26 protein-coding genes and 1 tRNA gene are annotated in these 25,045 nt (G+C 56.7%); 10 read left to right on the top strand and 17 right to left on the bottom strand.

Annotated features, from left to right (window positions below; genetic code table 11):
* Nucleotide 1: 1 nt before the first annotated feature.
* Both EPD60_RS07060 and EPD60_RS07055 read right to left on the bottom strand, forming a co-directional pair.
* On the bottom strand, nt 2-1,453 hold the full coding sequence (locus EPD60_RS07060; protein WP_131448277.1) for a MotA/TolQ/ExbB proton channel family protein: 1,452 nt from the start codon (nt 1,451-1,453) through the stop codon (nt 2-4).
* A gap of 39 nt (nt 1,454-1,492) precedes the next feature.
* Nucleotides 1,493-2,365, bottom strand: a complete 873-nt coding sequence (locus EPD60_RS07055; RefSeq protein WP_131448275.1) for a phospholipase D family protein — start codon at nt 2,363-2,365, stop codon at nt 1,493-1,495.
* A 765-nt stretch (nt 2,366-3,130) separates the two neighbouring features.
* Here EPD60_RS07055 and EPD60_RS07050 point away from each other — a divergent pair.
* A complete protein-coding gene (locus EPD60_RS07050) occupies nt 3,131-4,681 on the top strand; it encodes a recombinase family protein (RefSeq protein ID WP_131448273.1) in 1,551 nt (516 codons plus the stop codon).
* On the opposite strand, the gene EPD60_RS07045 is transcribed toward EPD60_RS07050, so the two are convergent.
* The 7 genes from EPD60_RS07045 to EPD60_RS16885 all read right to left on the bottom strand — a co-directional run bounded on the left by EPD60_RS07045 (nt 4,647) and on the right by EPD60_RS16885 (nt 10,685).
* Nucleotides 4,647-4,720, bottom strand: a tRNA-Asn gene (locus tag EPD60_RS07045). The two genes, EPD60_RS07050 and EPD60_RS07045, sit on opposite strands and share 35 nt — an antisense overlap.
* 528 nt (nt 4,721-5,248) lie before the next feature.
* Entirely contained in the window at nt 5,249-6,922 is a 1,674-nt protein-coding gene (locus EPD60_RS07040) for a cache domain-containing sensor histidine kinase (RefSeq protein ID WP_131448271.1), read from the bottom strand.
* Nucleotides 6,913-7,260, bottom strand: a complete 348-nt coding sequence (locus tag EPD60_RS07035; RefSeq protein WP_131448269.1) for a Rieske (2Fe-2S) protein — start codon at nt 7,258-7,260, stop codon at nt 6,913-6,915. Before EPD60_RS07035 ends, EPD60_RS07040 begins: the two co-directional genes overlap by 10 nt.
* On the bottom strand, nt 7,260-8,450 hold the full coding sequence (gene hflX / locus EPD60_RS07030; RefSeq protein ID WP_131448267.1) for a GTPase HflX: 1,191 nt from the start codon (nt 8,448-8,450) through the stop codon (nt 7,260-7,262). The genes EPD60_RS07035 and hflX overlap by 1 nt, the downstream gene beginning before the upstream one ends.
* Nucleotides 8,451-8,614: 164 nt before the next feature.
* Nucleotides 8,615-9,343 carry an outer membrane beta-barrel protein gene (locus tag EPD60_RS07025; RefSeq protein ID WP_131448265.1) on the bottom strand — a complete coding sequence of 243 codons (729 nt, stop codon included), beginning with the start codon at nt 9,341-9,343 and terminating at the stop codon, nt 8,615-8,617.
* 181 nt (nt 9,344-9,524) lie between these two features.
* Nucleotides 9,525-10,490 (bottom strand): TIGR03885 family FMN-dependent LLM class oxidoreductase, encoded by a 966-nt coding sequence (locus tag EPD60_RS07020; RefSeq protein WP_131448263.1) that lies wholly within the window; start codon nt 10,488-10,490, stop codon nt 9,525-9,527.
* A 39-nt stretch (nt 10,491-10,529) separates the two neighbouring features.
* Complete coding sequence (locus EPD60_RS16885; RefSeq protein ID WP_165871450.1) at nt 10,530-10,685, bottom strand: hypothetical protein; 156 nt, start codon at nt 10,683-10,685, stop codon at nt 10,530-10,532.
* A 121-nt stretch (nt 10,686-10,806) separates the two neighbouring features.
* On the opposite strand from EPD60_RS16885, the gene EPD60_RS07015 reads away from it, so the two are divergent.
* Nucleotides 10,807-11,910: a DUF3142 domain-containing protein gene (locus EPD60_RS07015; RefSeq protein WP_131448261.1), complete on the top strand. Its 1,104-nt coding sequence runs from the start codon at nt 10,807-10,809 to the stop codon at nt 11,908-11,910.
* Nucleotides 11,873-14,248: a hypothetical protein gene (locus EPD60_RS07010; RefSeq protein ID WP_131448259.1), complete on the top strand. Its 2,376-nt coding sequence runs from the start codon at nt 11,873-11,875 to the stop codon at nt 14,246-14,248. The genes EPD60_RS07015 and EPD60_RS07010 overlap by 38 nt, the downstream gene beginning before the upstream one ends.
* 17 nt (nt 14,249-14,265) lie before the next feature.
* Here EPD60_RS07010 and EPD60_RS07005 read toward each other — a convergent pair whose 3' ends face one another.
* Nucleotides 14,266-15,528 (bottom strand): MFS transporter, encoded by a 1,263-nt coding sequence (locus EPD60_RS07005; protein WP_131448257.1) that lies wholly within the window; start codon nt 15,526-15,528, stop codon nt 14,266-14,268.
* Between the two features lie 131 nt (nt 15,529-15,659).
* Here EPD60_RS07005 and EPD60_RS07000 point away from each other — a divergent pair, with 131 nt between their 5' ends.
* Entirely contained in the window at nt 15,660-16,127 is a 468-nt protein-coding gene (locus EPD60_RS07000; RefSeq protein ID WP_131448255.1) for a hypothetical protein, read from the top strand.
* An 81-nt stretch (nt 16,128-16,208) separates the two neighbouring features.
* Here the strand turns inward: EPD60_RS07000 and EPD60_RS06995 are convergent, their stop codons facing one another.
* The gene (locus EPD60_RS06995; RefSeq protein ID WP_131448253.1) at nt 16,209-16,439 is read right to left on the bottom strand and encodes a hypothetical protein; all 231 of its coding nucleotides are present in this window, start codon (nt 16,437-16,439) and stop codon (nt 16,209-16,211) included.
* 172 nt (nt 16,440-16,611) lie between these two features.
* Here EPD60_RS06995 and corA point away from each other — a divergent pair, with 172 nt between their 5' ends.
* Nucleotides 16,612-17,568, top strand: coding sequence for a magnesium/cobalt transporter CorA (gene corA, locus EPD60_RS06990; protein WP_131448251.1), 957 nt, complete (start codon nt 16,612-16,614; stop codon nt 17,566-17,568).
* Between the two features lie 80 nt (nt 17,569-17,648).
* Complete coding sequence (locus EPD60_RS06985; protein ID WP_131448249.1) at nt 17,649-18,410, top strand: TerC family protein; 762 nt, start codon at nt 17,649-17,651, stop codon at nt 18,408-18,410.
* Between the two features lie 91 nt (nt 18,411-18,501).
* Here the strand turns inward: EPD60_RS06985 and EPD60_RS06980 are convergent, their stop codons facing one another.
* The 4 genes from EPD60_RS06980 to EPD60_RS17300 form a co-directional block, all read right to left on the bottom strand.
* Nucleotides 18,502-19,593 carry a fatty acid desaturase gene (locus tag EPD60_RS06980; protein ID WP_131448247.1) on the bottom strand — a complete coding sequence of 364 codons (1,092 nt, stop codon included), beginning with the start codon at nt 19,591-19,593 and terminating at the stop codon, nt 18,502-18,504.
* 175 nt (nt 19,594-19,768) lie between these two features.
* The gene (locus EPD60_RS06975) at nt 19,769-21,256 is read right to left on the bottom strand and encodes a potassium/proton antiporter (RefSeq protein ID WP_131448245.1); all 1,488 of its coding nucleotides are present in this window, start codon (nt 21,254-21,256) and stop codon (nt 19,769-19,771) included.
* Nucleotides 21,257-21,476: 220 nt separating this feature from the next.
* Nucleotides 21,477-21,809 (bottom strand): hypothetical protein, encoded by a 333-nt coding sequence (locus tag EPD60_RS06970; protein WP_131448243.1) that lies wholly within the window; start codon nt 21,807-21,809, stop codon nt 21,477-21,479.
* 81 nt (nt 21,810-21,890) lie between these two features.
* Nucleotides 21,891-22,019: a hypothetical protein gene (locus tag EPD60_RS17300; RefSeq protein ID WP_262708834.1), complete on the bottom strand. Its 129-nt coding sequence runs from the start codon at nt 22,017-22,019 to the stop codon at nt 21,891-21,893.
* 119 nt (nt 22,020-22,138) lie between these two features.
* On the opposite strand from EPD60_RS17300, the gene EPD60_RS16880 reads away from it, so the two are divergent.
* From EPD60_RS16880 to EPD60_RS06960, 3 genes are all read left to right on the top strand, one after another.
* The gene (locus EPD60_RS16880) at nt 22,139-22,297 is read left to right on the top strand and encodes a hypothetical protein (RefSeq protein ID WP_165871449.1); all 159 of its coding nucleotides are present in this window, start codon (nt 22,139-22,141) and stop codon (nt 22,295-22,297) included.
* A gap of 52 nt (nt 22,298-22,349) precedes the next feature.
* Nucleotides 22,350-22,535: a hypothetical protein gene (locus tag EPD60_RS06965; RefSeq protein ID WP_131448241.1), complete on the top strand. Its 186-nt coding sequence runs from the start codon at nt 22,350-22,352 to the stop codon at nt 22,533-22,535.
* 81 nt (nt 22,536-22,616) lie between these two features.
* A complete protein-coding gene (locus EPD60_RS06960) occupies nt 22,617-23,018 on the top strand; it encodes a hypothetical protein (RefSeq protein ID WP_131448239.1) in 402 nt (133 codons plus the stop codon).
* A 230-nt stretch (nt 23,019-23,248) separates the two neighbouring features.
* On the opposite strand, the gene EPD60_RS06955 is transcribed toward EPD60_RS06960, so the two are convergent.
* Nucleotides 23,249-23,782, bottom strand: coding sequence for an HNH endonuclease signature motif containing protein (locus tag EPD60_RS06955; protein ID WP_131448237.1), 534 nt, complete (start codon nt 23,780-23,782; stop codon nt 23,249-23,251).
* A 187-nt stretch (nt 23,783-23,969) separates the two neighbouring features.
* Nucleotides 23,970-24,224 (bottom strand): hypothetical protein, encoded by a 255-nt coding sequence (locus EPD60_RS06950; RefSeq protein WP_131448235.1) that lies wholly within the window; start codon nt 24,222-24,224, stop codon nt 23,970-23,972.
* 319 nt (nt 24,225-24,543) lie between these two features.
* Here EPD60_RS06950 and EPD60_RS06945 point away from each other — a divergent pair, with 319 nt between their 5' ends.
* The gene (locus EPD60_RS06945) at nt 24,544-25,017 is read left to right on the top strand and encodes an LSm family protein (RefSeq protein ID WP_131448233.1); all 474 of its coding nucleotides are present in this window, start codon (nt 24,544-24,546) and stop codon (nt 25,015-25,017) included.
* Nucleotides 25,018-25,045: the final 28 nt, after the last annotated feature.

Below are 25,045 nucleotides of genomic sequence, written 5' to 3'. Positions count from 1 at the left end.
ATTATCGGTTACCGACCATAAACCTTTGAATACAGCCGTCTAAATTGGTCAGAGTGTCATTTAACCTTTGGTAGAATTCTGCATTGATGTTTTCTAGATCCCCACGCAAGTGTGTACTCGCTTCTTTCACAATAGAAACCGCCTTCTGCATTTCCATTCGATAATTATCCCACACATTTCCATTGAAGTCACGGAACTCTTCCAGTTTCAAGATTAGAACATCCGCAGACTCCTTGAAGTTTCGTTCTTTTCGAATCCAGTCGTTTAGTTTAGAAGTGGTTTCTTCAAATTTCTCGGTTGTGTTTGACAAGGTATCCACAGTGGTCGAAAGCTTAGTGGTTACCTCTTGAAGTTGCCCATCTTTCATTAAGACTTTCTCGAGCTCAGTTACAATTCTTCCAAGTTTCCCTTCCTCTTTTACGAGTTGTTCTGTTTTGCTCGCGACCTCTTTCAAAGTAGTAGCCGAAATAGAGAACGCCTGCGTTGTTTTTGTGAAATTTTCAGTCAAAGCGCTGATTTGTTCCATATTCTCTTTTTGCCATGCATTCATGGTTTGAACGCTCGCATTCAGCTCCTTAAAATTTTCTTTGACTAACCGATCAATGAGTTCACCCATTTGGGAGTTAAAATCTTCGGTTGCTGCTTTCATCACCTCAACTAGGGCTTCCGTGTTATTCTTTGCAAGTAATTCGGAAAACTCTTCAAACTTTCTACTCACAAGTTTATTGTTCTCGGACATTGCCTTGATAATCTGCTCGGTATTCTTGTTCGCTTTTTCACCGGTATTAAACTGCTCTGTTCTTAAGAACCCTAACTGCTCATTTAGTTTGTCAAAGCTCTCATATAAGATTTTATGCGTTTGGACGTTGGTACTTTGAATTACATCATTCGTTTGAAACACCCCTATTTTCAGCTGTTTAATATCTTCATGAACTAATGATAGCATTGATTGGACTTTGGACTCTAACTCATTAGACACAGTAGCAATAAGTCTTTCAAGGTTCTGGCTATTTTCAACCTTCATCTCGTTCATCGAATGGCTGAGTTCGGATAGGGCGGTTAACTCATCGGTCTGCTTCCTTGGCCTAGAGGGGTGATCATCAATTGATTTTTGAATAACAGCGTTTATTTTTTGAAAGACAATCAGTCCAAAGATTCCAGCCATTGTTGCAACGAAGGCGAGCCTCAGGCCTTTTAATAGTTCAGGAATACTTCCTTGAATATTTTCAGTCTTGAAGTTCCATATTCCAATAGTAATTCCTAACGCGGTGCAGAATATTCCAAGTGTTGGAAAGACAGGTGGAATCGAATCAAAAATGTATTGATTGTTCCAAAAGCTTTTTTGTACAGTTTGATCATGATTCAGATGGCTGGCTTTATAGCGACGTATATAGAGAACGCTGAATAAGGTCCAAGCCATGAACAGCATTAGAGGAATAATGAGGTCGACCACAACAAATACATTTTACGTGTCAAAAAACGGGATACACTATTAGTTACAAGCAGAACACAGAGGATATCGCACGGAGGTGCTAAACTTTTTGCCACACGAATGACAAAAGCGCTCTCCGAAATCCGGATTACTGTACTTAGCCCAGCTTTGATAAGCCCCACGGCTAAGTGGTCTTGCCGGATTGAAGCTAATTTTTTCGCCAGTCCGGATACAAAACCCTCGTTCCAACATGGGTTCCGGCTTCTCTTGGCGATGCGTTGTAAATCCGATTGGTGTTCGCGCGGAGATTTGTTCTTTTGGTTTCACCTGCTCGTAAAACCATTCTGTGCGATCAACAATGACTTCTGAGTGGCTGTAGGATTTTGTGAGGCCTAATAAACCCTTCTGATATCGAGGCTCTCGTACAAAAATCTTTTCGGCATTCTGGTAGATATCGTAAAAGAACTCGCTCGCTTCTGTGGCCAGGTCCTCGGTGTCGGAGATGATTGAGGTTACGTTGCCGAGTACGTCACTGGTCATCTTCTTCAGAAGATTCTTGGTTTTGAATTCAACGCCTACCTCAATATTGTTGTTTTGTGAATAGGTGTGGAGGTTCAATGAGGTGATTAACCCGCGTTTCTCATTTGCATAATACTTTGCATGAAGTCTTTTTTCGTAAGCGATCTCCACATTGCGAAATGACTGCAGGAACTCAAAATCCTCCCGGTTCAGGCTTCGAGATGGATCGTCTTCATTTTTTCCGAATACGATTGTCACCTTTAGCCGGTCATCATCCTTGCGTAGGCGAAGTTTATCCCGAAGACGATCATGTAACTTAAAATAGGGGCAATAGAGAACCAGGAGGTCTTCGGCTTCCTGAATCATTTCTTCCAGGATGACGTTGATGCGGGTGTCATTGACAAAAGATGCCATAAGAATTGCAGTTAGTTTGTTTCGCTTTGAGGCAGTTGGCTTGGTAGGAAGCCAAAGTAGCTAAATTTTGAGAATATTCCGGTAATATGGCGCTTTTGACTTGTATAAACGCTGTTTTGGAAAGGATTACGAACTGGTTTATAGGAGAATCATTGTTTTGGGTCTTGATTATTGCACGCTCTTATAATGCTCCCTAATCTTTTCCGATGCCTCCCTAATTGCTCCGCAATTCCTCCACAATTATTGCTACATGACCGAATCATTGATGGTCATCAATTATGGCTTTTTATGTGCCTATGGCAATCCTTTTCCGTGTTTCCGGAAATCGGGAAAAGCAGGGAAAATTCGCTCCCAAACTGACAACTTTTGACATTATCCTGCAAAAACAGCCATAAACTGACCCAAACTGGAAAGCAAGTTTTCCTGCTGTTCTAGGTTTGCCTTTGCATTTAGTTGTTATGCAAAAGGGGCGAGAACAACCCGCCCGTAAAACACAATACTAATTGATAATCAATCGTTTATAACTTAGATCTGTAAACAATATGACAACCGGAGCCGGTGCCTCGAAATCCAAAGATCTGTATGAAAGCCTGCCAAGCGTAGAGCAATGCCGCAAGTTGTTCAAAGCAAAGGAGTATGATTATACCGACGATGAACTGCTGCAGCTGCGCGACTTCCTGTATAAGCTAACCAGGATCTACTACGACTTCTACATGCTGGATTTCCGGCACCGCGCCCCGGTTGTGGACTTAAACAATACTACCCATGGCACAGAAGAAAGCCATCCTCTACGTCCGCGTAAGTACCGACGAGCAAGCTGACCGCGGCTTCAGCCTCCAGCACCAGGAAGAACGCCTGCGACAATATTGCGCCCTGCAGCAGATCGAAGTGGTCGACTTCTACCGCGAAGACCATTCGGCCAAAACCTTTGAGCGGCCTCAGTTTCAAAAGCTCCTGGGCCGCCTCAAAAAAGAAAAGAAGCTCGCCAACTTGCTCTTGTTCCTCAAGTGGGACCGCTTCTCCCGCAATGCCGGCGACGCCTACGGCATGATCAATACCCTGAACAAGCTGGGTATCGAGCCCCAGGCTATCGAGCAGCCGCTCGACCTGAACATCCCCGAAAACAAAATCATGCTGGCCTTTTACCTGGCCGCGCCCGAGGTGGAGAACGACCGCCGGGCGCTGAACACCGTGGCGGGCATGCGGCGGGCACGGAAAGAAGGCCGTTGGATGGGTGGTGCGCCCGTAGGTTATCGAAATACCCGCAACGAACGCAACCAACCGGTGATCGTACCCTCCGAAAAGGCACCGATCGTCCAATGGGTCTTCGAAGAGATCTGCAAAGGCATCTCCAGCGGCGAGGTGGTGCGCAAGGAGGCGATGCGCCGAGGGCTTGGCGTCTCGCGCGGGAATTTCTACATGATGATCAAGAACCCGACCTTTTGTGGCCGGATGGTTATCCCCGCTTACAAAGACGAGCCGGAGATGGTCGTGAAGGGCCTCCACGAACCCCTCATCAGCGAAGAACTCTTTGACGAAGTACAGATCGTCATGGCGAAGAAGCGGCGCAACTGGCCTGTGTCACACCGACCGCGGGAAGAGTTTCCGCTGCGGGGGCACCTGATTTGCGCGCGCTGCGGCCGCAAATTGACGGGCAGCACCTCGAAAGGAAACGGCGGCATGTACTATTACTACCACTGCACCCCCAAGTGCGGCGAGCGATTCCATGCCGAAGAGGCTAATGCGGCCTTTGCCAAAATGCTGCAGAACATCAGGCTGAATGTAGTGGCCCATAATGCCATCGAATACTTCGCCACTTCGCTGTACGGCAGCGACGGACAAAGTGCCGCAAAGGAGCGGGCAAAACTGAAAGGGGAGATCGAGAAGAATAAGGAACGCCTCAACCAGGCCCAGCAACTCCTATTGGACGGCACCATCGATCCGGCCGACTACAAAGCCATCAAAAACCGCTACGAACCGATCGTGAGCCAGTTGGAAAGCCAGCTGCGCAGCCTGTCGCGCGAAAACAGCGACCTGGCCGACCTGCTGGCCTTCGCCGGGAAGTTTTTTACCAACCTGGACAACCTCTACGTGGAGAGCAACCTGCTCCTGAAGCAACAGCTGATTGGTTTGATGTTCCCCGAAAAATTGATCTATTCGAAAAAAACTTTTCAAACCATAGGCTCCAACCCCCTCTTCGCGCTGATAAGCAAGCGGGGCGCGGGTTTCGGGCGACGAACACATAAAAAAAGCCCACAATATGTGGGCTTGTCTAGTGAGGCTCCCCCTTCAGGACTTGAACCTGAGACCCTCTGATTAACAGTCAGATGCTCTAACCAACTGAGCTAAGGAGGAATTTCCCTACCTCGTTCCGGCAGTGGAGCCTGCCTTCCCGTTTCGGGACAGCAAAAATAGGGGATTCTGCAAAAACAGACGCCATCTGCTGAGAATTTTTTTTCTAAAAGCTTTGACCACAGGCACTTGGCCGCCCGCCGGCGCCGGCGCCGTGCGACACTAGCGGGCCCTGGCCAGAAACAAGGATCCCCCGGCGCTGCCGGGGGATCAATTTCGGAGTCGGAATCGGTGTTTGTTCAGGTTTTAGGTTTCCTTAAGGTAGGATGGTCTTTCAGGATCGGATCTGGTTTTTCTAAGGCTTGGATCTTTGGTTCTTCAGGATACGGACATGGTTTTGTTCAGGATACGGATGCGTTTTTCTTAGGATCGGATTGGTTTTCTAAAGGATCTGGACGGTTTTCAAAGGATCGGACGGCTTTTCGTGGATCTGGATCGCGGCCGCATTGCTGCAACCACACTAAACATACGTAATGCGAAAAAAATGGTTTTCCCTACAGATGACTTTTTTCTCGCGTTAATGGAGAAACCTTAGTGTTGAGCCATTGAATTCCCTTTTGGCTCCTCGGCCTCGGCCGGCAGCGGCAGCGTTACCTGCAGGGTGCAGCCCCGCCCGGGCGCCGTTTCGATGCGCAGCGAGCCACCCAGGGCCCGCGCCCGGCTGCGGATATTGTTGATACCGATGCCCGCCCGGCGCGCCGTCGGGTCGAAGCCCTTGCCGTTGTCGCGGATGCGGAGCATCGTTTCGCTGGCATTCTGGTCGAGGGTGATGAGCACCTCGCTTGCCCCGGCGTGCTTCTGGATATTGTTAAGCTGCTCCTGTAGTATGCGGTACAGCGCCAGCTTTTGCTCCTTGGGCATCGCCCGCTTATAATGTTCGTGGTCGAAGCGGATATCGAGACGCCCGCCTTCGCCCACCATTTCCACCAGCGCCGCGATGGAGTCGACAATGGAGCGGGTGCCGAGCGTAGGCGCCGAAAGCTCGCGCGAGAGGGTACGGATGCCCGAAATGCACTGCTGCAGGTAGGCCACCGCGCGCGGCAGCAGGCGCGCGCCCTGCGCCGGCTCCGACTGCACCAGCTCCAGGTACAGCTTCACCGTAGTAAGCACCTGGTTGACGTTGTCGTGCAGCTCGCGGCCGATCTCCTCCCGCTCCCGCTCCTGGGCGGCGATGATCTGCTGCGTCATCTGGCGCTGCATGCGACGCTGCTCGCGGCGGTGTGCCTGCGCTGCCTTGCGGATGGCATTGATGCTATACCTGCGCTGGCGCAGGGTAATCACCACCATCCCTGTAAAGAGCAGCACCAGCGTGCTCACCAGGGCGCCAAACCAGTTTTCGCGGCGGGACATCACGCGGTACTCGGCGAGTACATCGATTTCCGAAACACCCACGGTGGCAATCATCGGGTAGTTTTCGAGCTTGCGGTAACTGAAATAGGTGGGGATGCCACGGATGGCGTCGCGCGCGAAATAACTGCCCACCGGCTGCCGCGCCACGTAGCTGAACAGCGGGCTCTTGCTGATGTCCTCACCCTGGCTTTCGCGGGTGCCGGTGCGGCGCGCATAAGTGATGCCATCGAGCGAGATCAGCGACATGATATCGTTGGGACGCATGCGGGCATGGGCATAAAACTCGGTAAAGGTGCGCGGCTCGATCTGCACGGCAACGGTGCCTGCAAAGCGCCCGTCGGCCGTTTGCAGGCGGCGGCTGATGGGAATGACGATCCTGTTGATGGTGCGCGAAAAAATCGGCTTCCCAATGAACAGCGTGTCGTTTTTACGGTCGCGGTGAAAGGTAAAATGCTCGCGGTCGGAGAGGTCCATACCGATGCTTTGGCGCATGCTGCTGTCGCCGGCAACCATGCGGCCATGCGCATCGAGGACGGCGATGCCTTGTACAAAGGCCGCGTCGATAAGGCCCCCGTTGCGCAGGTGGTCGAAGTCCACGGGACCGTTGACCCGCGTGTATTCAAGCCGCACCAGCTGCAGGAGCGCGTCGGCATTGTGAATGGTGCGGATGGCGTACTGCTCCAGCGAAACGGCCAGGTTGTCGCTCCGTCCTTCGGAAGCCGCTATGGCCGCAGCGCGCGCCGAACGTTGTTGTTGAAAAATGGCGGTCCAGAGCAGGACGATAATGCCCGCGCAGAAAATGGCGGCAACGGGAAAAAGGCGTCGGGGCTTGTCCAGTCGGCGGGTCAGGACCATGATGCGAAGGTACCACCCTCTATCCCGATAAACACACCGTCTTCGCGCACTTCCAGGGGCCAGTGTTTGAGATAATAGCCTTCGCCGCTGATATTCCGACCGTTAGCGAGGCAAAACTTGTAGCGGTGCAGCGGACACACCACGTTGCCCGCGCCGTCGATGAAGCCGTGCACAAAACGTCCCGAAGCATGCGGGCATTTGGGTGCTACGGCAAAGAGCTTCCCGTTGTGACGGGCAATGCAGAAAGAGCGGCCGGCGGCTTCGATCTCGGCCAGGTCGCGGTCATTGAACAGCAACTCATCCGGCGCCTCGGCAATCTTCACCCATTGCAGCGCCATCAGTAGAAAAATTCCGTTTTGTAAGGGTAGCGAACGCGGTACAGCTCGCGCACCTTGCTCAGGATCACTTCGCGCAGCTTCTCGATATTGGTCCGCTCCAGCGCCGAGATGAACAGCGCGTTGCCATTGGTGGCGCGCTGCCAGCGCTCTTCCAGGTCGCGGAGGATCTCTGCTTTCGTATCTTCCTCCAGCCAGGGATCGAAAGTTTTTTTCACGTATTCATCCAGCTTGTTGAAGATCGTCAGCGTCGGCTTTTCGAAGCTCTTGAGCTCTTGGAGGGTCTTGTTCACCGTGCCCATTTGGTCTTCGTATTGAGGGTGGCTCAGGTCGACCACGTGCAGCAGGATGTCTGCCTCGCGCACTTCATCGAGCGTGCTTTTGAAGCTTTCCACGAGATGGTGGGGCAGCTTGCGGATAAAGCCCACCGTATCGCTGAGCAGAAAGGGCGTTGTTTCGTACACGATCTTCCGCGTGGTGGTATCGAGGGTGGCGAAGAGCTTGTTCTCGGCCAGCACCTCGCTCTTGCTCAGCAGGTTCATGATGGTACTCTTGCCCACATTGGTGTAGCCCACGAGCGATACGCGGATGAGCTCGCCGCGCTCCTTGCGCTGGGTAAAGGCCTGCTTGTCGATCTCCTTGAGGCGGTTGCGGAGCAGCGAGATCTTTTCCCGCACAATCCGTCGGTCGGTCTCTATCTCCGTTTCACCCGGACCGCGTGTGCCGATGCCGCCACCGAGGCGTTCCAGGTGGCTCCACATACCGCGGAGGCGGGGCAGGATGTATTGGTATTGGGCAAGCTCCACCTGCGCCTTGGCCTGGGCCGTTTTGGCGCGGCGGGCAAAGATGTCGAGGATAAGGTCGGAGCGGTCGATGACCTTCACCTTGGTTTCTTTTTCAATATTGCCGATCTGCGCGCCGGTAAGCTCGTCGTCGAAGATGATGAGCTCCACGCCGTGGGTACGCACATATTCGGCGATCTCCTGCAGCTTGCCCTTGCCTACAAAGGTCTTGGGCTCGGGGCGGGCCAGCTTCTGGATAAAGCGCTTTACCGTCACCGCGCCGGCGGTCTCCGCCAGGAAAGCCAGCTCGTCGAGATACTCGTTCACCTGGGTTTCGTTCTGCTCTTTCTGCACCACGCCAACCAGCACCGCCTGCTCTTCTTTTCCAATCTTATTCTGCTTATCGATCATATTGGACAAATATAAAGCCCCTGTGCTCCGCCAGCCGGCGGACACCCAGGACTAACATTCTTTTATGCACGAATCATTCCTAAAGAAGGTACTTCAAAACAAAAGACCGGATCGCTAGGCGATCCGGTCTTTTGTAAGCCTCCCCATTGGGAGATTTGGGGACTTTAGAGGCCGGAGAGCGCCACGCCGATCGTGAAGGGGTGAACGTCGGGGCCCATGTTCTCTTTGAACACCTGCGACACTTGGTAGGTGGCGAAGATGCCGAAGTGACCATACGATACGCGGCCGGTGGCCACGAGACGCTGTCGGTTGAAGAACTTCTTGCTGACCTCTTTTTCCTTGTATTCGTTGATGGTGTCGCCGCTGCCGTTGAGCAGGGTCCTGCCCTTGGTCTTGGCATTGAGCAGGAGGCCAACCTTGGCGCCCAGCGCAAACTTGAGGCTGCGGTTGTCGTCGTTGGGATGGCTCGAAAAACGCAGTTCCACAGGTGCCTCGAGGTAATCGGTGGTCAGCTTGTATTTCTTGTAGTGCTGCGTGTTGGAAACGTCAATGAACTTGATCCGGGTATCCACGTCGCGGATGCGGATATCCGTGTTCTTGAAGTAAATGTTATCGGAACCAACGCCTACGCCAATGGCCGCGCTCCAGTGCGGGTTGGTGCGGAAGGGGAAGGCCAGCATAAAATAGATGTTGAGCGAGCGGGGAATGCCGGTGGTGCTGATGGTATCCGGACGGCCGGCCCACTGGGTGTAGCCTACCTGGATCATAAAGTGGTCATTGCCCTTCGGCAGGCCGCGGCTGGAAAGAATACTGCGCTTTACCGAAGAGTCGGACTGGGCAAACAACACACCGGAAAGACACAGGCCCAGTGCAGCAAGAAAGAGTTTTCTCATAAATCAGGTTAAAAATCAAAAGTAGCCGCCAAAGGGTTAAGGAAAGGTTAACCCAACGGGTGGGCGCAAAGATAGGCGGCATTAGGGAATGTGGTAATGTGATAATATCAGACGGTGGCGGATAAGCCACCGTCGCATTGTAAATAATATGTCGGTCCTCTTTCGGCGCTGCTTTACCACATTACCGCATTCGCGCATTGAACTGCGGCAGCACCTTCGCCGCGAAATCCTCAATAAACCGCTCCTGCTCCCGGTTTACGTTGTGGAGGATGATCCGTTCAAAGCCAAGCTCCTTCAATGATGCGATGGCATCGGCATGCTCCTCCAGGCTCGACGAGACGAGCACCTTTTCTTTCACCTCTTCGGGCTGCACCAGGTCGCCGAGGGCATCGAACTGCGCCACGGTGCTCAATTCGCCCAGCACGGTGCCGGAGAAGATATTGTTGCGCCACTGCTCCCATGCGCCCTGCAACGCGGCGGCATCGGTGGCGGCGTAGGAGAGGTCGACCTTTACGCAGGCCGGTTTCCCATCGCCGCCGTTGCTGCGGAACGCATCCAGCACTGCCCGCATGCGGCTGTATTCCTGCCGCACGGTGATGAGCCCGTCGGCCCAGGCAGCCACGATTCCTGCCGTCTCGGGCGACAGCGCCGCGGCAAAAAGGCGGGGCTGCGCTGCCGGGACCGTATACAGGCGGGCGCCTTCTACGGTCACGGTGCCATGGTGCGTTACTTCTTTGCCCTGCAGCAGCGCGCGGATGATCGCCGCGCACTCGCCGAGGCGCACATTGCGTTCCGCCTTCGGCGGCCAGGGTGCGCCGGTGATCCGCTCGTTGAGCGCTTCACCCGAGCCGAGCGCCACGTCGTAGCGGCCCGGAAAGAGCTCGGCCAGCGTCGCCACCGCCTGCGCCACGATAGCGGGATGGTAGCGCTGCCCGGGGGCGCACACCGATGTGAAGGAAAGTGTGGTGGTGGCAAGAGCCGCGCCCAGCCAGGAGAAGGCAAAGCCGCTCTGGCCCTGCGCGCGGCTCCACGGAAAGAAATGGTCGGAGCTGTTGACCGAGGTAAAGCCGGCCGCTTCGGCCAGCTGTACGTAGCGCAGCAGTTGAGAGGGACTAAATTGCTCGTGGGATGCCTGGTAGCCGATCATGGCAGGTCCGGATGCAAGGAGCGGGCCGGAACGATGTATCTATTCAGCACGCTCCCGCCGCAGGCGCTCCTGCTCTTCCACGGAAGGGATGTCCGGCTCCTTTTCGAAGAACAGGCTCCAGAGAAACAGCAGGGGAAGCAGCAGGAGGATGAAAAGTGCGCCCGGCCTGCGGGTATACAGCAAAATCACCGGCATACCGTAAAACTACAGATGCTTTCGGTTTTAAGAACGCTTTAACGTGTTCGTATTTGGAGGCGGCGATTCTGCCATCGTACATTAGGATTGCCGCCCGCATTCAAAATTGCAGCGGTGTTTTATGGAACCTCCCCGGGCCCGGCCCACCACTGCTTTCCTCCTCTTTTTCCTGGCAATTTTCACCTCCTGCCGCGAGCGGTCGCAGGTAACCCGTGCTTACTATTACTGGCGCAGCAGCGAGCCCGAGGCTTCGGAGCGCCATTTCGTAAAAAAGACCGGGCTGCAAAAGCTGTACGTGCGTCAGCTCGACGTGGACTGGGACCCGGTGCAGGGCGCCGTGCCGATGTCGGAAGGCAGCCCCGAGAAATTGAAGGAACAGTTGCGGCTCTACGACAGTGTCAATCCACAGTTTGTGCCCGTCGTGTTCATCACCAACAAAGTGTTTGAGCAGATCGATACCGTCGAAGCTGTATCGCTGCTGGCCCGGCGCGTGGCGCGGCGCTGCCTGCCGGGGCTCGACGCCATCGACCTCCAATACGAAGACCGCCACTACCTGCGCGGCTGGGGCGGGGCCATCCGGCCGCGCGAGGTGCAGGTCGACTGCGACTGGACCGTGGCGACAGCTCCGGCCTACTTCGCGTTCCTGCGCGCCCTGCGGCGCCAGGTGCCCGACAGCATCCGGCTTTCGGCCACAATCCGCCTGCACCAGTACAAGCACTTTAGCAAAACCGGCGTGCCGCCCGTCAATCGCGGCATGCTCATGATCTACAATATCAGCGATCCTACGCGCTACGGGCCGGGCTCTTCCATCTTCGACGAGAAAAAAGCAGCCGCTTATTTCGACGGAGCGGCGCGCTACCCGCTGCCGCTCGATATGGCGCTCCCGGCCTTTTCCTGGACGCTCATCTTCCGCAAGGGAAAATTCTATGGCATCCAGAACAGCCTCGACGAAGAAAAGGTGCGCGCGCTCTCCTTTGTCACCCATAAAGGCGGGCCTTTTTATGCCGTGACGCAAGACACCGTCTTCAACGATATCTACCTCCGTCCCGGCGACGAGCTGAAGGTGGAGCAGACCTCGGTTGCCGACCTGCGGGCGGCGGCGGCGCTGGCGCAAACGGCGGTGAACACGCGCAGGTACAGCGTAGCCCTTTTTGAGCTTTCCGAAAACGAGATCAAACACTACGGTCATGACACCCTTTCTGCGGTTTACGCTTCTTTCCGCTAGCCTGCTTGCCCTGCTGCTTCCCAAGCGCACGGCGCGGGCCTGCGGCTTCAGCGTATGGCCGGGCACCTACCGCTTCTGGCTGCTGCAGCCCGACATCGTGGAGGCGCCCGACCTGTCGCCTTTTTATTTCGCTTCCACCTACTTGTACCACGATGATCTCGAACAGGCCGCCCGCCCCGACCTGGCGCAGAACCTGGCGGAGTGGCGCGCCGAAACCGGGCCCGGTGTTACGCTGTCCGCCATCGATACGATCCTTAATCACACCGATCCGGATGACTTTCCCGGCGGACCGGACGATGCCGCCACCAACAGCTTCCTGCGCTGGCTGCAAACGCAGGGGCATGAAGATGCGCTTCGCTATATGCAACTATCGAAAGAAGTTGAGTCCATCGCAGCCAACCCCGATCCCTGGGAGGAGCAAGGCCCCAATGTAAGCGCGGCCTCCGTGGCGGCCGCACTGCGCGACCTGCATCATAAATCGAAAAGCCCTTTCCTGCAGCTGCGCTGCGCCTTCCAGGGCATCCGCGTGCTTGGCTTCAGCCGCGATACACTCGCGCAGCAGCAGTTGTACGATGCGTGGGTGGCGCCGGGGCCCGGCAACAGCTGGGTGAAGGCCGCGGCACTGTACCAGCTGGCGCTGCAGCGAAGCGGGCCGGCGCGTGGGTACCTGTTTGCAAAAGCGTTCGCGGGCGGCTACCGGCGCAGCAACTGCCTCATCCACTTTCGATCAGAAGACGCCGACGCTGTCCTCGCAATGGCCGGCAGCCGGCAGGAGCAGGCCACGGTGCTGGCCATGCGCGCCTTCAACAACCGCGGCCGCGCCCTCGGCGATATAAAGCGTATCCGCGCACTGGAGCGGCACCACCGCGACCTGTCTTTCCTGCTGCTGCGTGAGATCAACAAGATCGAAGACTGGCTGCTCACCAGCAAAACGAGCGATTTCGGCTGGTCGGCTACCGGGCCGCAGCCTGACTATGATTATAACAACGACCGCTTTCTTGTTCCCGACCTCGAAAGCAACCGCCGCAGAGACATTTCCTATGCAATGTCGCTGGCCGTATTTCTACGGGACGCGGCCCGCGATGTGCGCGGTAATGAACGCGTGCTGCTGCATCTTTACGATGCCCACCTGTCGCTGCTGCTGCGCAACAGGAGCCGCGCCCGAAGCGAGCTGCGCCTTGCCGAAAGCGTGAGGGGATTGCCGCGTAAGCTGCGCACGCAGGTTGCGGTGAGTCGCCTGTTGCTCGACCTCGAAGAGGACTTCGGGCCCGAAACGGAAAGGCGCTTTATGCGCCTGGCTACGGCTTCCGACAGCAGCCTCGGTGTCACCGATCCCGACATCCTGCGCAACCAGCTGGTACTTTACACGGCCCGCAAGCTGATGGCCCGCGGCGACCGGGTGCGCGGGCTCCTGTTGCTGTCGCAAACCAACCGCGCGCTGGGTGAGCTGCCCATCAGCAGCTACAAAGGTGTGTACCAGTTTGTAGGGGAGGAGGCGCTTCCCGCCGATTACGATGCGATGATCGCCGTGCTGGACCGGGCCCGCAAATCGGCTTTCGAGCGCTTCGTTACCCGGGCGCCCTTCCGCTCGCCCGAAGACATGTACCTGGAGGCGCGGCCCGACAGCAGCCACGGCTACTGGGATCGCAACCGCCTCCTCGATTACAAAGCTTCCTGGTATCTCCGCCGGCAGCGCCCCGCCGAAGCATTGCCCGTGTTGAAAGCCATACCGGAAAGCTATTGGCACCGCTATCCCTATGATGACTACTACCTCGGCGACCCCTTTTACGTAAACCTTTTCGAGAAGAACGAGGAGCGCGACCGTCTTTACCCGATGACGAAGCCCGACCTGGTGCGCGGGCTGCTGCGGCGTGAGCGCGAATTGCAGCGCGGTATCCAGCCGGCACGGGCGGCGCTGGAGCTGGGCAATGCCTGGTTTAATATGAGCTATCATGGGAAGTCGTGGCTGGCTACCCGCCAATACCGGTCGATGTACGAACTGGAGGGCAACCCCTACCGAACCGCCCGGGTGCAACGAAGCGCTGAAAACGACGATTACTACGGCTGCAAAAAGGCCCGGGCTTATTATGAAACCGGGTGGCGCCATGCCACCGACCGGCGCCTTAAAACCTTTTGCTATTACATGATGCAGCAGTGCGACCGGCGCTGGCTCGACTACCTCGCCGCCGTGGCCGGGATCGATGAAAGCAAGCGGGCGCCCTTCCGGATGCCGGGCGAACAGGCCTTGCGCCGCCAGGGCGTGGACGCCGCCTATTTCAACGACCTGGTGGCGGAGTGCCAGGTGTACGCCGCCTTTATCCGCGACTACCGGCGGTGAAGCTTATGCTGCCGGTCTTACACGCCCTGCGGCTGCGCTTCGGCCTCCACCGCCAAAGTAGCTAAAGCCTGTTCCGACGTGGAGTGCTGCTGCACACGGCCGTAGCCCCAGGCCGCGCCGGCCAGCAGCAGCGTCAGCAGGAGCCACAGCGTGCCGTAGCCCCAGTGCTCGGCCAGGAAAAAGCCGCCCGCCGGCCCGATCACCTGGGCGCAGCTCCAGCAAAGCGTATAACCCGCGGCATATTGACCGCGGTTTGATTCGTCGGCGCGGCCAAGTACGAAGCTGTTGAGAAAGGGCAGCGCAAACATTTCTCCTACGGTAAAAAGCAACATTGACACAGTACCAGCCAGGAGCGCTGCCGAGGCCGGAAGGGCGAGAAACAGGTAGGCGGCACCCAGCAGCAGGGCTCCCGCCATGGCGAAGCGCAGTGGCCGCGGCCGCTTTTCGAGGCGGGCGGTGAGCACCATCTCGAAGAGCGCGATGATAACTCCGTTGAGCCCCAGCAGCAGCCCGATCACCGATTCGTTGAGTCCCCAGCGCTCTTTGAAAAACACGGGCCCGATGCGGAACATGAGAAAGAAGCAGGTGGCAAACAAGGTGGTCACCGTCATGAAGCGCAGGAAGATCGCGTCCTGCCAGGGGCGGCGCACCGGCGCGGCGCCGGCCTTGCGCTTTTTCAGCTGCGGGCGTACGGCCGGAAGCAGCAGCAGGATCGCGCCGCCGGCGATAATGCTGATGCCGCCGTCGACAAGAAAAAGCAGGCGGTAGTTGATCGAAGCCAGCACCCCGCCGAGGCCGGAGCCTACGGCCCACCCGATATTCATCGCCAGCCGGTTGAGGGCGTAGGAGCGCGTGTTGGTGCCCGGGCGCGCATAGGTATGCGTGGCCGCGAAGTTGGCGGGACGGAACGACTCGGTGAAAAAGGCGATCACCAGCGCAAGCGCGCAGAGCGTGCCGAAATGAGTGATGGAGGAGAAGAGCAGGAAGAGTGCGCCACCCGTCACCAGCGCGCCGATCTGCACCGGCTTGGGTCCGAAACGGTCGGTGAGAAAGCCGCCCGTTGCCGCCCCGGCCACGGAGCCGACGCCAAACAAGGCGATGATCAGCCCGGCCTCGCCGGTGCTGCGGTGCAGGTGCTGCGTTACGTAAAGGCTCATAAAAGGCACGGCCATGAAGCCGCAGCGGTTGATGAGGATGACGGTGGCCAGCAGCCAGGTTTCGCGGCTGAGGCCTGAAAAGGAACGCTTATAGGTGGCGGCGATTTGCTGGAGCAGCTGCATCCCTCAAAGCTACGGCATTGCCCGCGCGGGCACCGGTACAGAAGGCGCCGGGTTGCACCAAACAGTGCATGGGTTGCCGGGCGCCAACGGGCGTACTGGCACGGTAATTTGAGCGGCTGGCAAAAAGCGTCATGCGTAACCTCACCTTCCTGCTGCTCCTGTTGCTGGCGGCCTGCTCCGGCAACGACAACAACAACAAAAAAAAGACTACCGAGACAACCAGGGCCGCGGCGCCTGCCGACGGCGAAACCTGCTACCGCCGCGTGCAGGGACGCGACACCTTCTCCCTGCGCCTGCAGCGCAACGGCGCCGACCTCAGCGGCGACCTCGGCTTCGACAATTATGAAAAAGACAGCAGCCGCGGCACCGTCACCGGCAAGGTTACGGGTAATGTATACCGCCTGATATACGTGTTTGAATCAGAAGGCAGCAGCAGCGTTATGGAGATTTTCTTCCGCCGCGAGGGCAATGGCCTCGTACGGGGCGTGGGCCCTATGGAGAACTCCGGCGACACGGTGCGTTACGCGCATCCCGGGTCGGTTCAGTTTCTGAGCGAGGAACGCTGGGAACCCGTGGATTGCGCGAAGGCCGCCCGCTGACGGGCGCAACCCGCGCGCAGGCGGATGCGCCGGCAGCCCTCGTGCGCTATGCCGGAATAAAATGACGTAGTGCCGGATCGGTCAGGAACGTTGTTGTTTCAGGAAATTCTGGAGCGCTTCCATTTCGTTGGCCGAAAGCGCCGATTCGTAATTCATGTGGCTGCTCTTGGAGCCGGGAGGTGCCCATACAAAAGATTCGGGCTCGGCGTCGGGTTTGTCGAGGCTGAACATAAAAGCCTCGCCATCAAGAACAGGGTTTACTTCCACACGGGTGCCGTCGTTGAGCGAATAGAGCAGGGGATAGCTGATCATCTGGGTTTTGATTTTTTGAACCGGGGCCGGTGACACGAGCGCCGGGTTTGGGCATCTAAGATAAGCATATTGCCGGGCGATGCAAATGTAGGCCGGTGCCGCCGCCTTTTGGTCAGCAGTACGAAAGCTTACGACAGGCTATCTTTGGCCGCCGCCGCAGGCGCCATAGGCTATGATCCGACTTTTCTATATCAACAAGCAAGGTAGGCTGACCTGGGAAAAAGGACCCGGGAGCCTGCAGCCCGAGGGCTGCGACCGGATCGTGTGGGTTGACCTGCAGGGCGCATCGGCGCAGGAGAAGGCCATGGTGGAGCAGCAGTTCGGCGTGGAGCTCTTCACCCGCCAGGAGGCAGCCGAGATCGAAAGCTCTTCACGCTTTTTTGAAGACGAGGATTACACCGAGGGCAACAACACGTTCATCCTGTATGCCAACCACACCATCGTCACCGACCAGGTGTCCTTCATCCTGCAGAAAGGGGTTCTGTTTACACTGCGCGATGCCGACCTGCGCTCCTTCGCCCTTACCGTGAAACGGCTTAAAAGCCTGCGCTCGCCCAGGGGCATCGATGGCATCTTCCTGCTGCTGACCGTCATCGAGTTCCAGATCGACCTCGACGCCGACTTCATCGAATACAGCATGCGCCTCACCACCGATATCAGCCGCAAGCTCACCAAAGAGCGCTCCTTCAAGGAGCAGGTGCTTATCGATATCACCGAGCTGCAGGAAAGCACCATCCAGGCGCGTGAAAGCATCGTAGACAAGCAGCGCCTCGTGTCGGCCCTTGTCAAAAGCCGCAACATCGACGCCGACGACAAAGAGCGCCTGCGCATCATCATGAAAGATATCGGCTCCATCCTGCAGCATACCCAGTTCAACTTCGAGCGCCTCGAATACCTGCAGAACACCTTCCTCGGTCTCGTCAATATCGAGCAGAACAAAGTGATCAAGATCTTTACGGTGGTGACGGTGGTGTTCATGCCACCCACGCTCATCGCCTCCATCTACGGCATGAACTTCCGGCATATGCCCGAGCTGCAGTGGCGCGGCGGCTACGCCTTTGCGCTGGCATTGATGGTGCTGGCCTCGCTGCTCTTCCTGTGGATCTTTAAGCGGAAGCGCTGGCTGTAGGCAGCGCACGGGGTTACTGCGTACAGGGCTTCCCGTTAGCACGGCACCCTTATTGATGCCCTAGCGCAATCTTTGCACTTATGGAACAAGTCATTGCCTTGCTGACGCTTATCCTGCTGGAGGTCGTGCTCGGTCTCGACAACGTGATCTTTATTTCGATCGTTGCGGCGCGGCTGCCCAAAGAGCAGCAACAGAAGGCCCGGCGCCTTGGCCTCCTCCTCGCCATGGTGTTGCGCCTCGTGCTGCTGGGCCTCATCTCCATCATCCTGAAGCTGGAGGGCGACCTGTTCGTCGTGTTCGGGCAAGGCATCTCCGGCAAGGACCTGATCCTTATCTCCGGCGGGCTTTTTCTCATTTACAAATCCTCGAAGGAGATCTGGCATAAGACCGAAGGCGAGGAAGGTGATACTTCCAAAAACATCAAGGCGCATTCTTTCAAAGGCGTGATCGCCCAGATCCTCATCCTCGACCTGGTGTTTTCGGTTGATTCCATCATCACCGCCGTGGGTATGGTAGACGAGCTGTGGATCATGTACGTAGCGGTGATCGTTACTGTTTCCATCATGCTGTTCGCCTCCGGGCCCATCAGCGCATTCATCAACAGGCACCCGGCCTTCAAGATGCTGGCGCTCTCCTTCCTGATGCTCATCGGCGTGTCGCTGATGGGTGAGGGCCTCGGCTTCCATATCCCGAAAGGCTATATCTATTTCTCGATGGCCTTCGCGCTTTTCGTCGACATCCTGCAGATGCGGACGCACAAGACGAAGCAGCCGCCGGTGGACCTGCGCGAGCACTACGACGAGGGTAAACGCGCTGGTGGGAACACCCGGCCAGGGAGCTGAGCTTCTTCCGGAACCTTTCTAAAATAGCTACGGCCCGCCATGAAGCGGGCCGTAGCTATTGGAAAGCAGAAAGTGCTGCTTTAATTCCGGTTTACAGCCGATGAGGCATGTGCTGTGCGGCTTGGCTGTTGAAAGCCGGTTCTACGGTGCGGGCGCTTTGCTCTTTGTTGAGGTACTTGCGCATGAACTCCGCTTTCGAGTCTTTGTAGGAAGCCACCATGCCGATGCGGTGAAGCGTCCAGATATAGATCCAGGCCAGGTCGATTTGCGAAGGCAGGAAGCCTGCGCGCGCCGAGCCGGGATAGAGATGGTGGTTGTTGTGCCATTCGCCGGCAAAGAGGCCGGGGCGCACCTGGTTTACCGACAGGTTGCTGCGGTCGAAGTCGATCCCATCCTGGTGCTTCACTTCGCCTTTGCCATGACCGGTGTAGTTAAATGCACGCACACCGATATACCAGAGCGCGGCACCGGTGAAAAGCGCGCAGGCCAATGCATGACCGCCGATGAGAAACAGTGCTACGTACCAGAAGGCCCAGTTGAGTGCCCAGTTGGCGATGGTCGCCACCGGCGTGGCCACGGAGCCCCATTTGCGGTATTGTGCATAGGAGTTCAGCTCTACCCCGCTGTGCTCCATAAAGCGCGCGGCGCGGCGGTATTCGGCCTCGTCGAGGTTTTTGTTGATGCTGTGGTGGTTGAATTCCGAAAGCATGCAATACATAAAGCCGCCACGCGGGTTGTACGGATCGCCGGGCTCGTCGGACTTTACATGATGCACGTGGTGCGAGAGCACGTACATCTCTTCGGGGAAAGTCTTGATCACCAGGTTTTGCGTCATGATGCGCCAGATGGGGTGACTGAATTTATAAGCCTTGTGCGTGCAATAGCGGTGATACCAGATGGTGCCGTGAGTGCCCATGATCACCATACTGTAAAACACGGCCAGGAGGACCAGCTTCCAGGAAAAATACGAGGCAAAAAATTTCACGGCAAAAGGCATCAGGCAGGCGATCATCACTACGCTGATGGCGGAGATCCAGTTGTTCTTGTTTTTAAAAACATTGATGCGGGAAAAGGTTTCGCGCCAGAGTTGCCGCGTTGTGGGAACGATCAGTTCGCCGTTTTCATCCTGCCAGCCATACGAAGGCGTTTGTAAAAGATTGTCAATGAAAGAGTTCTTGGCCATAGGGTTTTTTTAGTCCGTGAGCTTCCGTTAAGGGCAAAAGGAAAGCCCGGGCCTCCGGGCTTTCAGGTTAAACATACGGATTTAATCCGAAGAGCTCCTCTTAAACCCCTTCTAATGGCCGTTGTTTAACGTTTGGAGGCCCTCATTCTGAATAAGTTAACGAAAGCCGGGCCGCTCACGCAGGCGGAAGCGGGCTGCGTGCTTTCCCGAAATGCCAGTCGCGCAGCTGGGAGATGGTGTCGCTGTTTTCTGCGAGCAGGGTGAGCTGGTCGCCGTCCTGGATCAGCGTCGACCCATTTGGCGCGATGTATTGCCCGTGCCGCTGCACCGCCAGGATCGTAACCGAGGCCGGGAGGCGCAATTGCACGATCCGCTTGCCGATTGCCGGCGCGCCGGGTACCACCAGCACCTCGCTCATGGAGCCGCGGATGTGGTCCTGCGCCTCGAAGGCGGGATCGATGCGGCGCCGGGCGCTTTCCGGAACGGCCACACGCAGCTTCTTCGCCACATAGGAAAGTGTAGTGCCCTGCAGCAGCACCGAGGTGACCGAAATGAAAAACACCAGGTTGAAGATGAGGTCGGCTTTTGCAATGCCGGCCAGCAGCGGGTAGGTGGCAAACACGATCGGCACGGAGCCGCGCAGGCCTACCCACGACAGGAACCACTTGCCCCGCGTGTTGACATTAGCGAATGCCAGCGCGCCAAAAACGCCGAGCGGGCGGGCCACGAAGATGAGAAAGGCGGATATCGCCAGGCCCATGGCCGCGATGGGGTAGATGCGCGAAGGGAAGACCAGCAGTCCGAGCGTAAGAAAGAGAATGATCTGCATCAGCCAGGCCTGCCCGTCGTAAAAGCGGGTAAGGCTGCGGCGGTGCAGCATGGCGCTGTTGCCCATGATGAGCGCGCAGAGGTAAATGGCAAGAAACCCATTACCGCCCAGGTAATGCGTAAAGGAGTAGGTGAACATCGCCAGGCCCAGTGTCAGCACCGGGTAAAGCCCTTCAGCGCCCAGGCGGATGCGGTTGATGATCCACACCGACACGCGTCCCATGGCGTAGCCCAGCGCGCCGCCGATAGCGAACTCGCGTACGAAGGCCAGCAGCATATTGGTTGCCGAGGTGGATTCCCCCGCCACGATGGCGGTGAAGGTGATGGTGAGGAAGTAGGCCATCGGGTCGTTGGAGCCGCTCTCAAGCTCCAGCATGGGTTGCAGTGGGCCTTTGAGGCCCACGCCTTTGCCGCGCAGGATCGAAAACACCGCGGCCGCGTCGGTTGCCGATACTACAGAGCCCAGCAGGGCGCCCTCGGCAAGGGTGAAGCCGAACACATAGTGCATGAAGAGGGCTACGGTGCCCGCGGTGATGAGCACGCCGATGGTGGAGAGGGACAGGCCTTTGCCGAATACCGGGCGGATATGCCGCCAGTTGGTATCGAGGCCGCCGGAGAAAAGGATGAAGTTGAGGGCAACGATGCCGATGAACTGGGCAAAGGCCGCATTGTCGAAAGCGATGCCGCCGATCCCTTCGGAGCCTGCGGCAATGCCGACGAGCAGGAAAAAGATCAGCGTAGGCACACCGAGACGCCGGATGGCTTTGCCGGCGAGCACGCTGATCAGCAGCAGGATTGAGCCAATGAGCAGGATGTTGTCGGGTTGTAAACGCATAGCGAAACGATTTGCCTACACTGATCAGGGGAGGTCGCTTAGGACGGGCGGGTATCGCGGGCAGCGCGTCGCTTGTCGCGGTTATTCACGAACACGAGCAGCCCGATGACGCCTGCGATAAAAGCCAGCAAAATGCCGGCCGTGATCAGGATAGCCATGGTAGTCAATTTAAAGTGAAGAAAAAGTGCTGAGATGCCCGGGGGCGGGATTCGTCTTTTTCTTACCAGAAGGCATGCGCGGGGTAGTTGTGCCGCAGGTAGCGATGCGCGGCGGTGCACCAGGGGCGCGTTGTGCCCCGCATCGAATGGGGAAGCAAGGGCGTGGAAAGCCCCGGGGCCACCGGCAGCAGGGCGCCGCCCGGAACGAGGTGGCCGGTTACACGCGCGGCGGGGAGTACCAGGGCCTGCAGGGGCGCGAGCTCGGTATGGGCCGGGTTGCTGTGCCGCGCCACCACGCTGCCTTCCGCAAGCGCCTTCTTCAGCGAAGGCGCCGCGTTGGTGCCGGCACGCAATGCGCCGGGCAGGAGCAGCAGGAAGAGCAGGAGACGCAGCATGCCGCGAAAATAGGGGATCGGCGCTCCCCGTCGGGGTGCGGCCGCTACGCTTTAACCTTTCCTGCGGGATGTGCTGCTGCGCTAAAAGCTGTTGACCGCCACGTAAATGATCGCGATAAAGAAGAGCAGCAGCAGGGTACACATGAAGATCACCAGGCCGGTACCTTCTTCCTTGGATTCCGGCACATAGGCCGTATTGGTGTCTTTCATAAAATGCTTTGCCACTAAGGCGGAGAATCGTGCCACGATTGCTTCCGGCCGGCGCCGCTTTAACCTTTCTTATGGTTATGGATGCGGGCAGCGATGGAAAACGGTTTAAGTTTGTCGGGATGAATCCCGCAATCATACAACACCTTCACAAAGGGCATGTCGCCACGCTGATCCTCGACATGTGTGATTGCTATACCTGGTCCTTCCCCGAATTCGTTCCCTTCTGTTCGGAGCTCTACTATTTCTCGAGCTGGAAAGATTTCAAGACGGCAGCCTGATTGCAACGCGCGGATGCCCGCGTCCTTTTCTTTTTACATGTTAATTCCTGCCATGCATCGAAAATCCAAACCGGTTTTCGTGGCTGCCAACGTTGTGCTGGCCCTGGCCTTGCTCAATGCGGTCCTCCTTGAGGAAGGCATCACCGGGCACCCGGGCGCCTACCGCCTGCTGTACCTCTCGGTGCCGGCTTTTATGCTGGCGCTGTTGTACCGGCGCCGCCGGGCCAGCAGAGGCTAAGCGCAAGTGTCCGCAGGCCTCGAATCCCGGCAGCCGATCGGAACCGGTCCGCTGCCGTCCTGAATACTTAAAACAGAATCAATGAAACAGCTCTTATATCGCTTTACGGAATCCGCCGCCCGCCGCATGCTGTTGCTGTCGAGCCAGGAGATCCTGCGCGACACCGTCATCGGCCTCGACGCCCGCAACCGCCGCCTCCTGGTGGTGGATTCGGGTGAGCAGCTCATCGCACTCGACGACATCCGCGAATGCACCGTAAAAAAAGAATACGCGCCCATCCGTCCCGGTGCGCTTTCGGGCCGCCGCCTCGACGCCTTCCTGCGCCGCATCAGCCTCCGCCTGGAATTCAAGAGCCGCCCCGGTTGCGAGATCGTTTTCTATAATGTGAAGGCCGACGGCCGAGATGCCGTACCCTTCGAAAAACGGGCGCGCCGCTGGGCCGAAAGCATCCGCCAGCTGCTCGGCGGACCGCAGGCGGCGTAAATGCCGGAAATGAAAAAGGACTGCCGTTGGGCAGCCCTTTTTGTTGGTGGATCCTGAGGGACTTGAACCCACGACCCGCTGATTCACTTTCCTCCGCTTTCGCGAAGTAGTTGGACTATCTCACCACCTTTTATTCCGCTTAATGCGGAGCAGTCAGGTGAGGGGCGTTATTGGAAGCTTATTGGCTGGTTTCCGCACTTCCTAGTCTCTGCACCTTCAGGACTACTCTTCTAACCATTCGTCCTGCTTGGCTCAGGATTACCATCTTTCTGCGTTTGCAAAAAGGAAGGCTTCCCTGAATTAACCCCTATCCCATCCGGCAATTTCGTGCCGGCGGCACCGCTGATCATTCTTTGAACTTTATCAAGAGCCAGTTCAGGGTGATGTAACTCTGAATGGCAATTGGAACAAAGTAATCTGCATTTTTGAGCTTCGCTTATGATTGCTTCCCATGTTCGGTTCGATAGAAAACGTACATCTAACTTAAACGCTTTATTGTTCGCATCGATATGATGAAAATGTAATGCTGCCAGGTTTTTATCATAACCACACGCATCACATTTTCCACCAAACATCTCCACGAGTTGTAGCTTCCTCCGCAATGAGCGGATCGTTTGAGAATGATACGTGGTTGTTTGCTGCTTCACCCGGTGATAGTGGTCTTTTTGTTTACATGCATTGCTGCAGTATTTCACCTTCTGACCGCTTATCGGGGTCGCGCAAACAACGCATATTCTAGGTGCCATCGTAAAGCTTTCTTTCAAAATACAGAATATCAAAGAACAATCCTTGATGAGTCAGCCGCTCTAACCAACTGAGCTAAGGATCCGAAAGAGAATTTGGTGATCTCCGATGTCGGATGTCCGATTTCGATCGAGATCCGAGATCCGAGATCCGAGATCCGAGATCCGAGATCCTCTTTGGGTTTGCAAACTTAGGAATTTCAGGGCTTTACTCCTTGATTTCCTCGAAGTCGATATAGTCGTCTTTGGAAGGGGCCTTGGAATTTACCTGGCTCCGCTGGCCGGGAGCCTGCGCCGAGTGGAGATCTTCGGGGTGCTGACCGCCGAAGGAGCCCATCCGCTCATTCATTTCCCGGAAGCCCCGCTTTACCTGGCGCGTGGTGCGGATAATCGGGACCAGGAAGCCGAAAACAAAGCGGAAAAGCAGGTAGGCGAGGAATATGTAGAAAAGTACAGCGAGCATAGCCACCCAAAGGTACCCGATTCGGCGTTTTACGGTTTTGAGCTTTTACGTTTTCGGCTCATTATTAACTTTTCCCCCGGTCGCAGCCCCCGGCGCATAGCCCGAACTTTAAAAACCAGGCACCATCAGGACCCGCGGGAACCTTCCAAAACCGTTAGAACCCCCTAAAACCTCACTGTACCCTCCCGAACCGTGAAAAACCCTTTAAAACCTGCAAAAACCTCCCAAAAGGTTTTGGAATGAATAGGCCTTTTTGCTTACTTTCGTGCCGGATTTGACGAATGAAGGGAACGTGGCCGTTCCCTTCTTCTTTTATACTATGACAACAGAGAACCTGATCGAGACCCTGAAAACGCAGATCGAAGGCCTCATCGAAGACCCGAAACACTTCCTGGTGGACGTGCGCATCAAGCCCACCAACAACATCAAGGTGTTTCTCGACAGCGATGAAGGGCTGCCCCTGTCTGCCCTCGTGCAGTACAACCGCAAGCTGTACAAGCAGCTCGAGGAAGGCGGCCTCTTCCCCGACGGCAACTTCTCGCTCGAAGTATCGTCGGCCGGCGTGGATGAACCCCTGAAGCTGCACCGCCAGTATGCCAAGAACGTGGGCCGTTACGTGGAGGTGACCCTCGCCGACGAGGCCGGCACCCGGCTTGAAGGCAAGCTCACCGCCGCCACCGAAGACGGCATCGTGGTGGAAACCGAGGCCGGTAAGGGCAAAAAGAAAGAAATGAAGCAGGAGACTATCCTGTTTACCGATATTAAAACAACAAAAGTTCAAGTAAAGTTCTAATCGACAGGGCCCACCCCGGGCCGCGGGC

The organism is Flaviaestuariibacter flavus, from assembly GCF_004337505.1.
GTDB classification, from domain to species: Bacteria; Bacteroidota; Bacteroidia; order Chitinophagales; family Chitinophagaceae; genus Flavisolibacter; species Flavisolibacter flavus.
The sequence above is the reverse complement of the archived record's forward strand: the minus strand, read 5'-3'. Positions and strand labels throughout refer to the sequence as shown.

Bases quoted from the DNA above. Each gene is read 5' to 3' on its own strand.
- EPD60_RS07055 (WP_131448275.1), bottom strand. From the start codon at position 2,365: ATGGCATCTTTTGTCAATGACACCCGCATCAACGTCATCCTGGAAGAA.
- EPD60_RS07050 (WP_131448273.1), top strand. From the start codon at position 3,131: ATGGCACAGAAGAAAGCCATCCTCTACGTCCGCGTAAGTACCGACGAG.
- EPD60_RS07040 (WP_131448271.1), bottom strand. From the start codon at position 6,922: ATGGTCCTGACCCGCCGACTGGACAAGCCCCGACGCCTTTTTCCCGTT.
- EPD60_RS07035 (WP_131448269.1), bottom strand. From the start codon at position 7,260: ATGGCGCTGCAATGGGTGAAGATTGCCGAGGCGCCGGATGAGTTGCTG.
- hflX (WP_131448267.1), bottom strand. From the start codon at position 8,450: ATGATCGATAAGCAGAATAAGATTGGAAAAGAAGAGCAGGCGGTGCTG.
- EPD60_RS07025 (WP_131448265.1), bottom strand. From the start codon at position 9,343: ATGAGAAAACTCTTTCTTGCTGCACTGGGCCTGTGTCTTTCCGGTGTG.
- EPD60_RS07020 (WP_131448263.1), bottom strand. From the start codon at position 10,490: ATGATCGGCTACCAGGCATCCCACGAGCAATTTAGTCCCTCTCAACTG.
- EPD60_RS16885 (WP_165871450.1), bottom strand. From the start codon at position 10,685: ATGCCGGTGATTTTGCTGTATACCCGCAGGCCGGGCGCACTTTTCATC.
- EPD60_RS07015 (WP_131448261.1), top strand. From the start codon at position 10,807: ATGGAACCTCCCCGGGCCCGGCCCACCACTGCTTTCCTCCTCTTTTTC.
- EPD60_RS07010 (WP_131448259.1), top strand. From the start codon at position 11,873: ATGACACCCTTTCTGCGGTTTACGCTTCTTTCCGCTAGCCTGCTTGCC.
- EPD60_RS07005 (WP_131448257.1), bottom strand. From the start codon at position 15,528: ATGCAGCTGCTCCAGCAAATCGCCGCCACCTATAAGCGTTCCTTTTCA.
- EPD60_RS07000 (WP_131448255.1), top strand. From the start codon at position 15,660: ATGCGTAACCTCACCTTCCTGCTGCTCCTGTTGCTGGCGGCCTGCTCC.
- EPD60_RS06995 (WP_131448253.1), bottom strand. From the start codon at position 16,439: ATGATCAGCTATCCCCTGCTCTATTCGCTCAACGACGGCACCCGTGTG.
- corA (WP_131448251.1), top strand. From the start codon at position 16,612: ATGATCCGACTTTTCTATATCAACAAGCAAGGTAGGCTGACCTGGGAA.
- EPD60_RS06985 (WP_131448249.1), top strand. From the start codon at position 17,649: ATGGAACAAGTCATTGCCTTGCTGACGCTTATCCTGCTGGAGGTCGTG.
- EPD60_RS06980 (WP_131448247.1), bottom strand. From the start codon at position 19,593: ATGGCCAAGAACTCTTTCATTGACAATCTTTTACAAACGCCTTCGTAT.
- EPD60_RS06975 (WP_131448245.1), bottom strand. From the start codon at position 21,256: ATGCGTTTACAACCCGACAACATCCTGCTCATTGGCTCAATCCTGCTG.
- EPD60_RS06970 (WP_131448243.1), bottom strand. From the start codon at position 21,809: ATGCTGCGTCTCCTGCTCTTCCTGCTGCTCCTGCCCGGCGCATTGCGT.
- EPD60_RS17300 (WP_262708834.1), bottom strand. From the start codon at position 22,019: ATGAAAGACACCAATACGGCCTATGTGCCGGAATCCAAGGAAGAAGGT.
- EPD60_RS16880 (WP_165871449.1), top strand. From the start codon at position 22,139: ATGAATCCCGCAATCATACAACACCTTCACAAAGGGCATGTCGCCACG.
- EPD60_RS06965 (WP_131448241.1), top strand. From the start codon at position 22,350: ATGCATCGAAAATCCAAACCGGTTTTCGTGGCTGCCAACGTTGTGCTG.
- EPD60_RS06960 (WP_131448239.1), top strand. From the start codon at position 22,617: ATGAAACAGCTCTTATATCGCTTTACGGAATCCGCCGCCCGCCGCATG.
- EPD60_RS06950 (WP_131448235.1), bottom strand. From the start codon at position 24,224: ATGCTCGCTGTACTTTTCTACATATTCCTCGCCTACCTGCTTTTCCGC.
- EPD60_RS06945 (WP_131448233.1), top strand. From the start codon at position 24,544: ATGACAACAGAGAACCTGATCGAGACCCTGAAAACGCAGATCGAAGGC.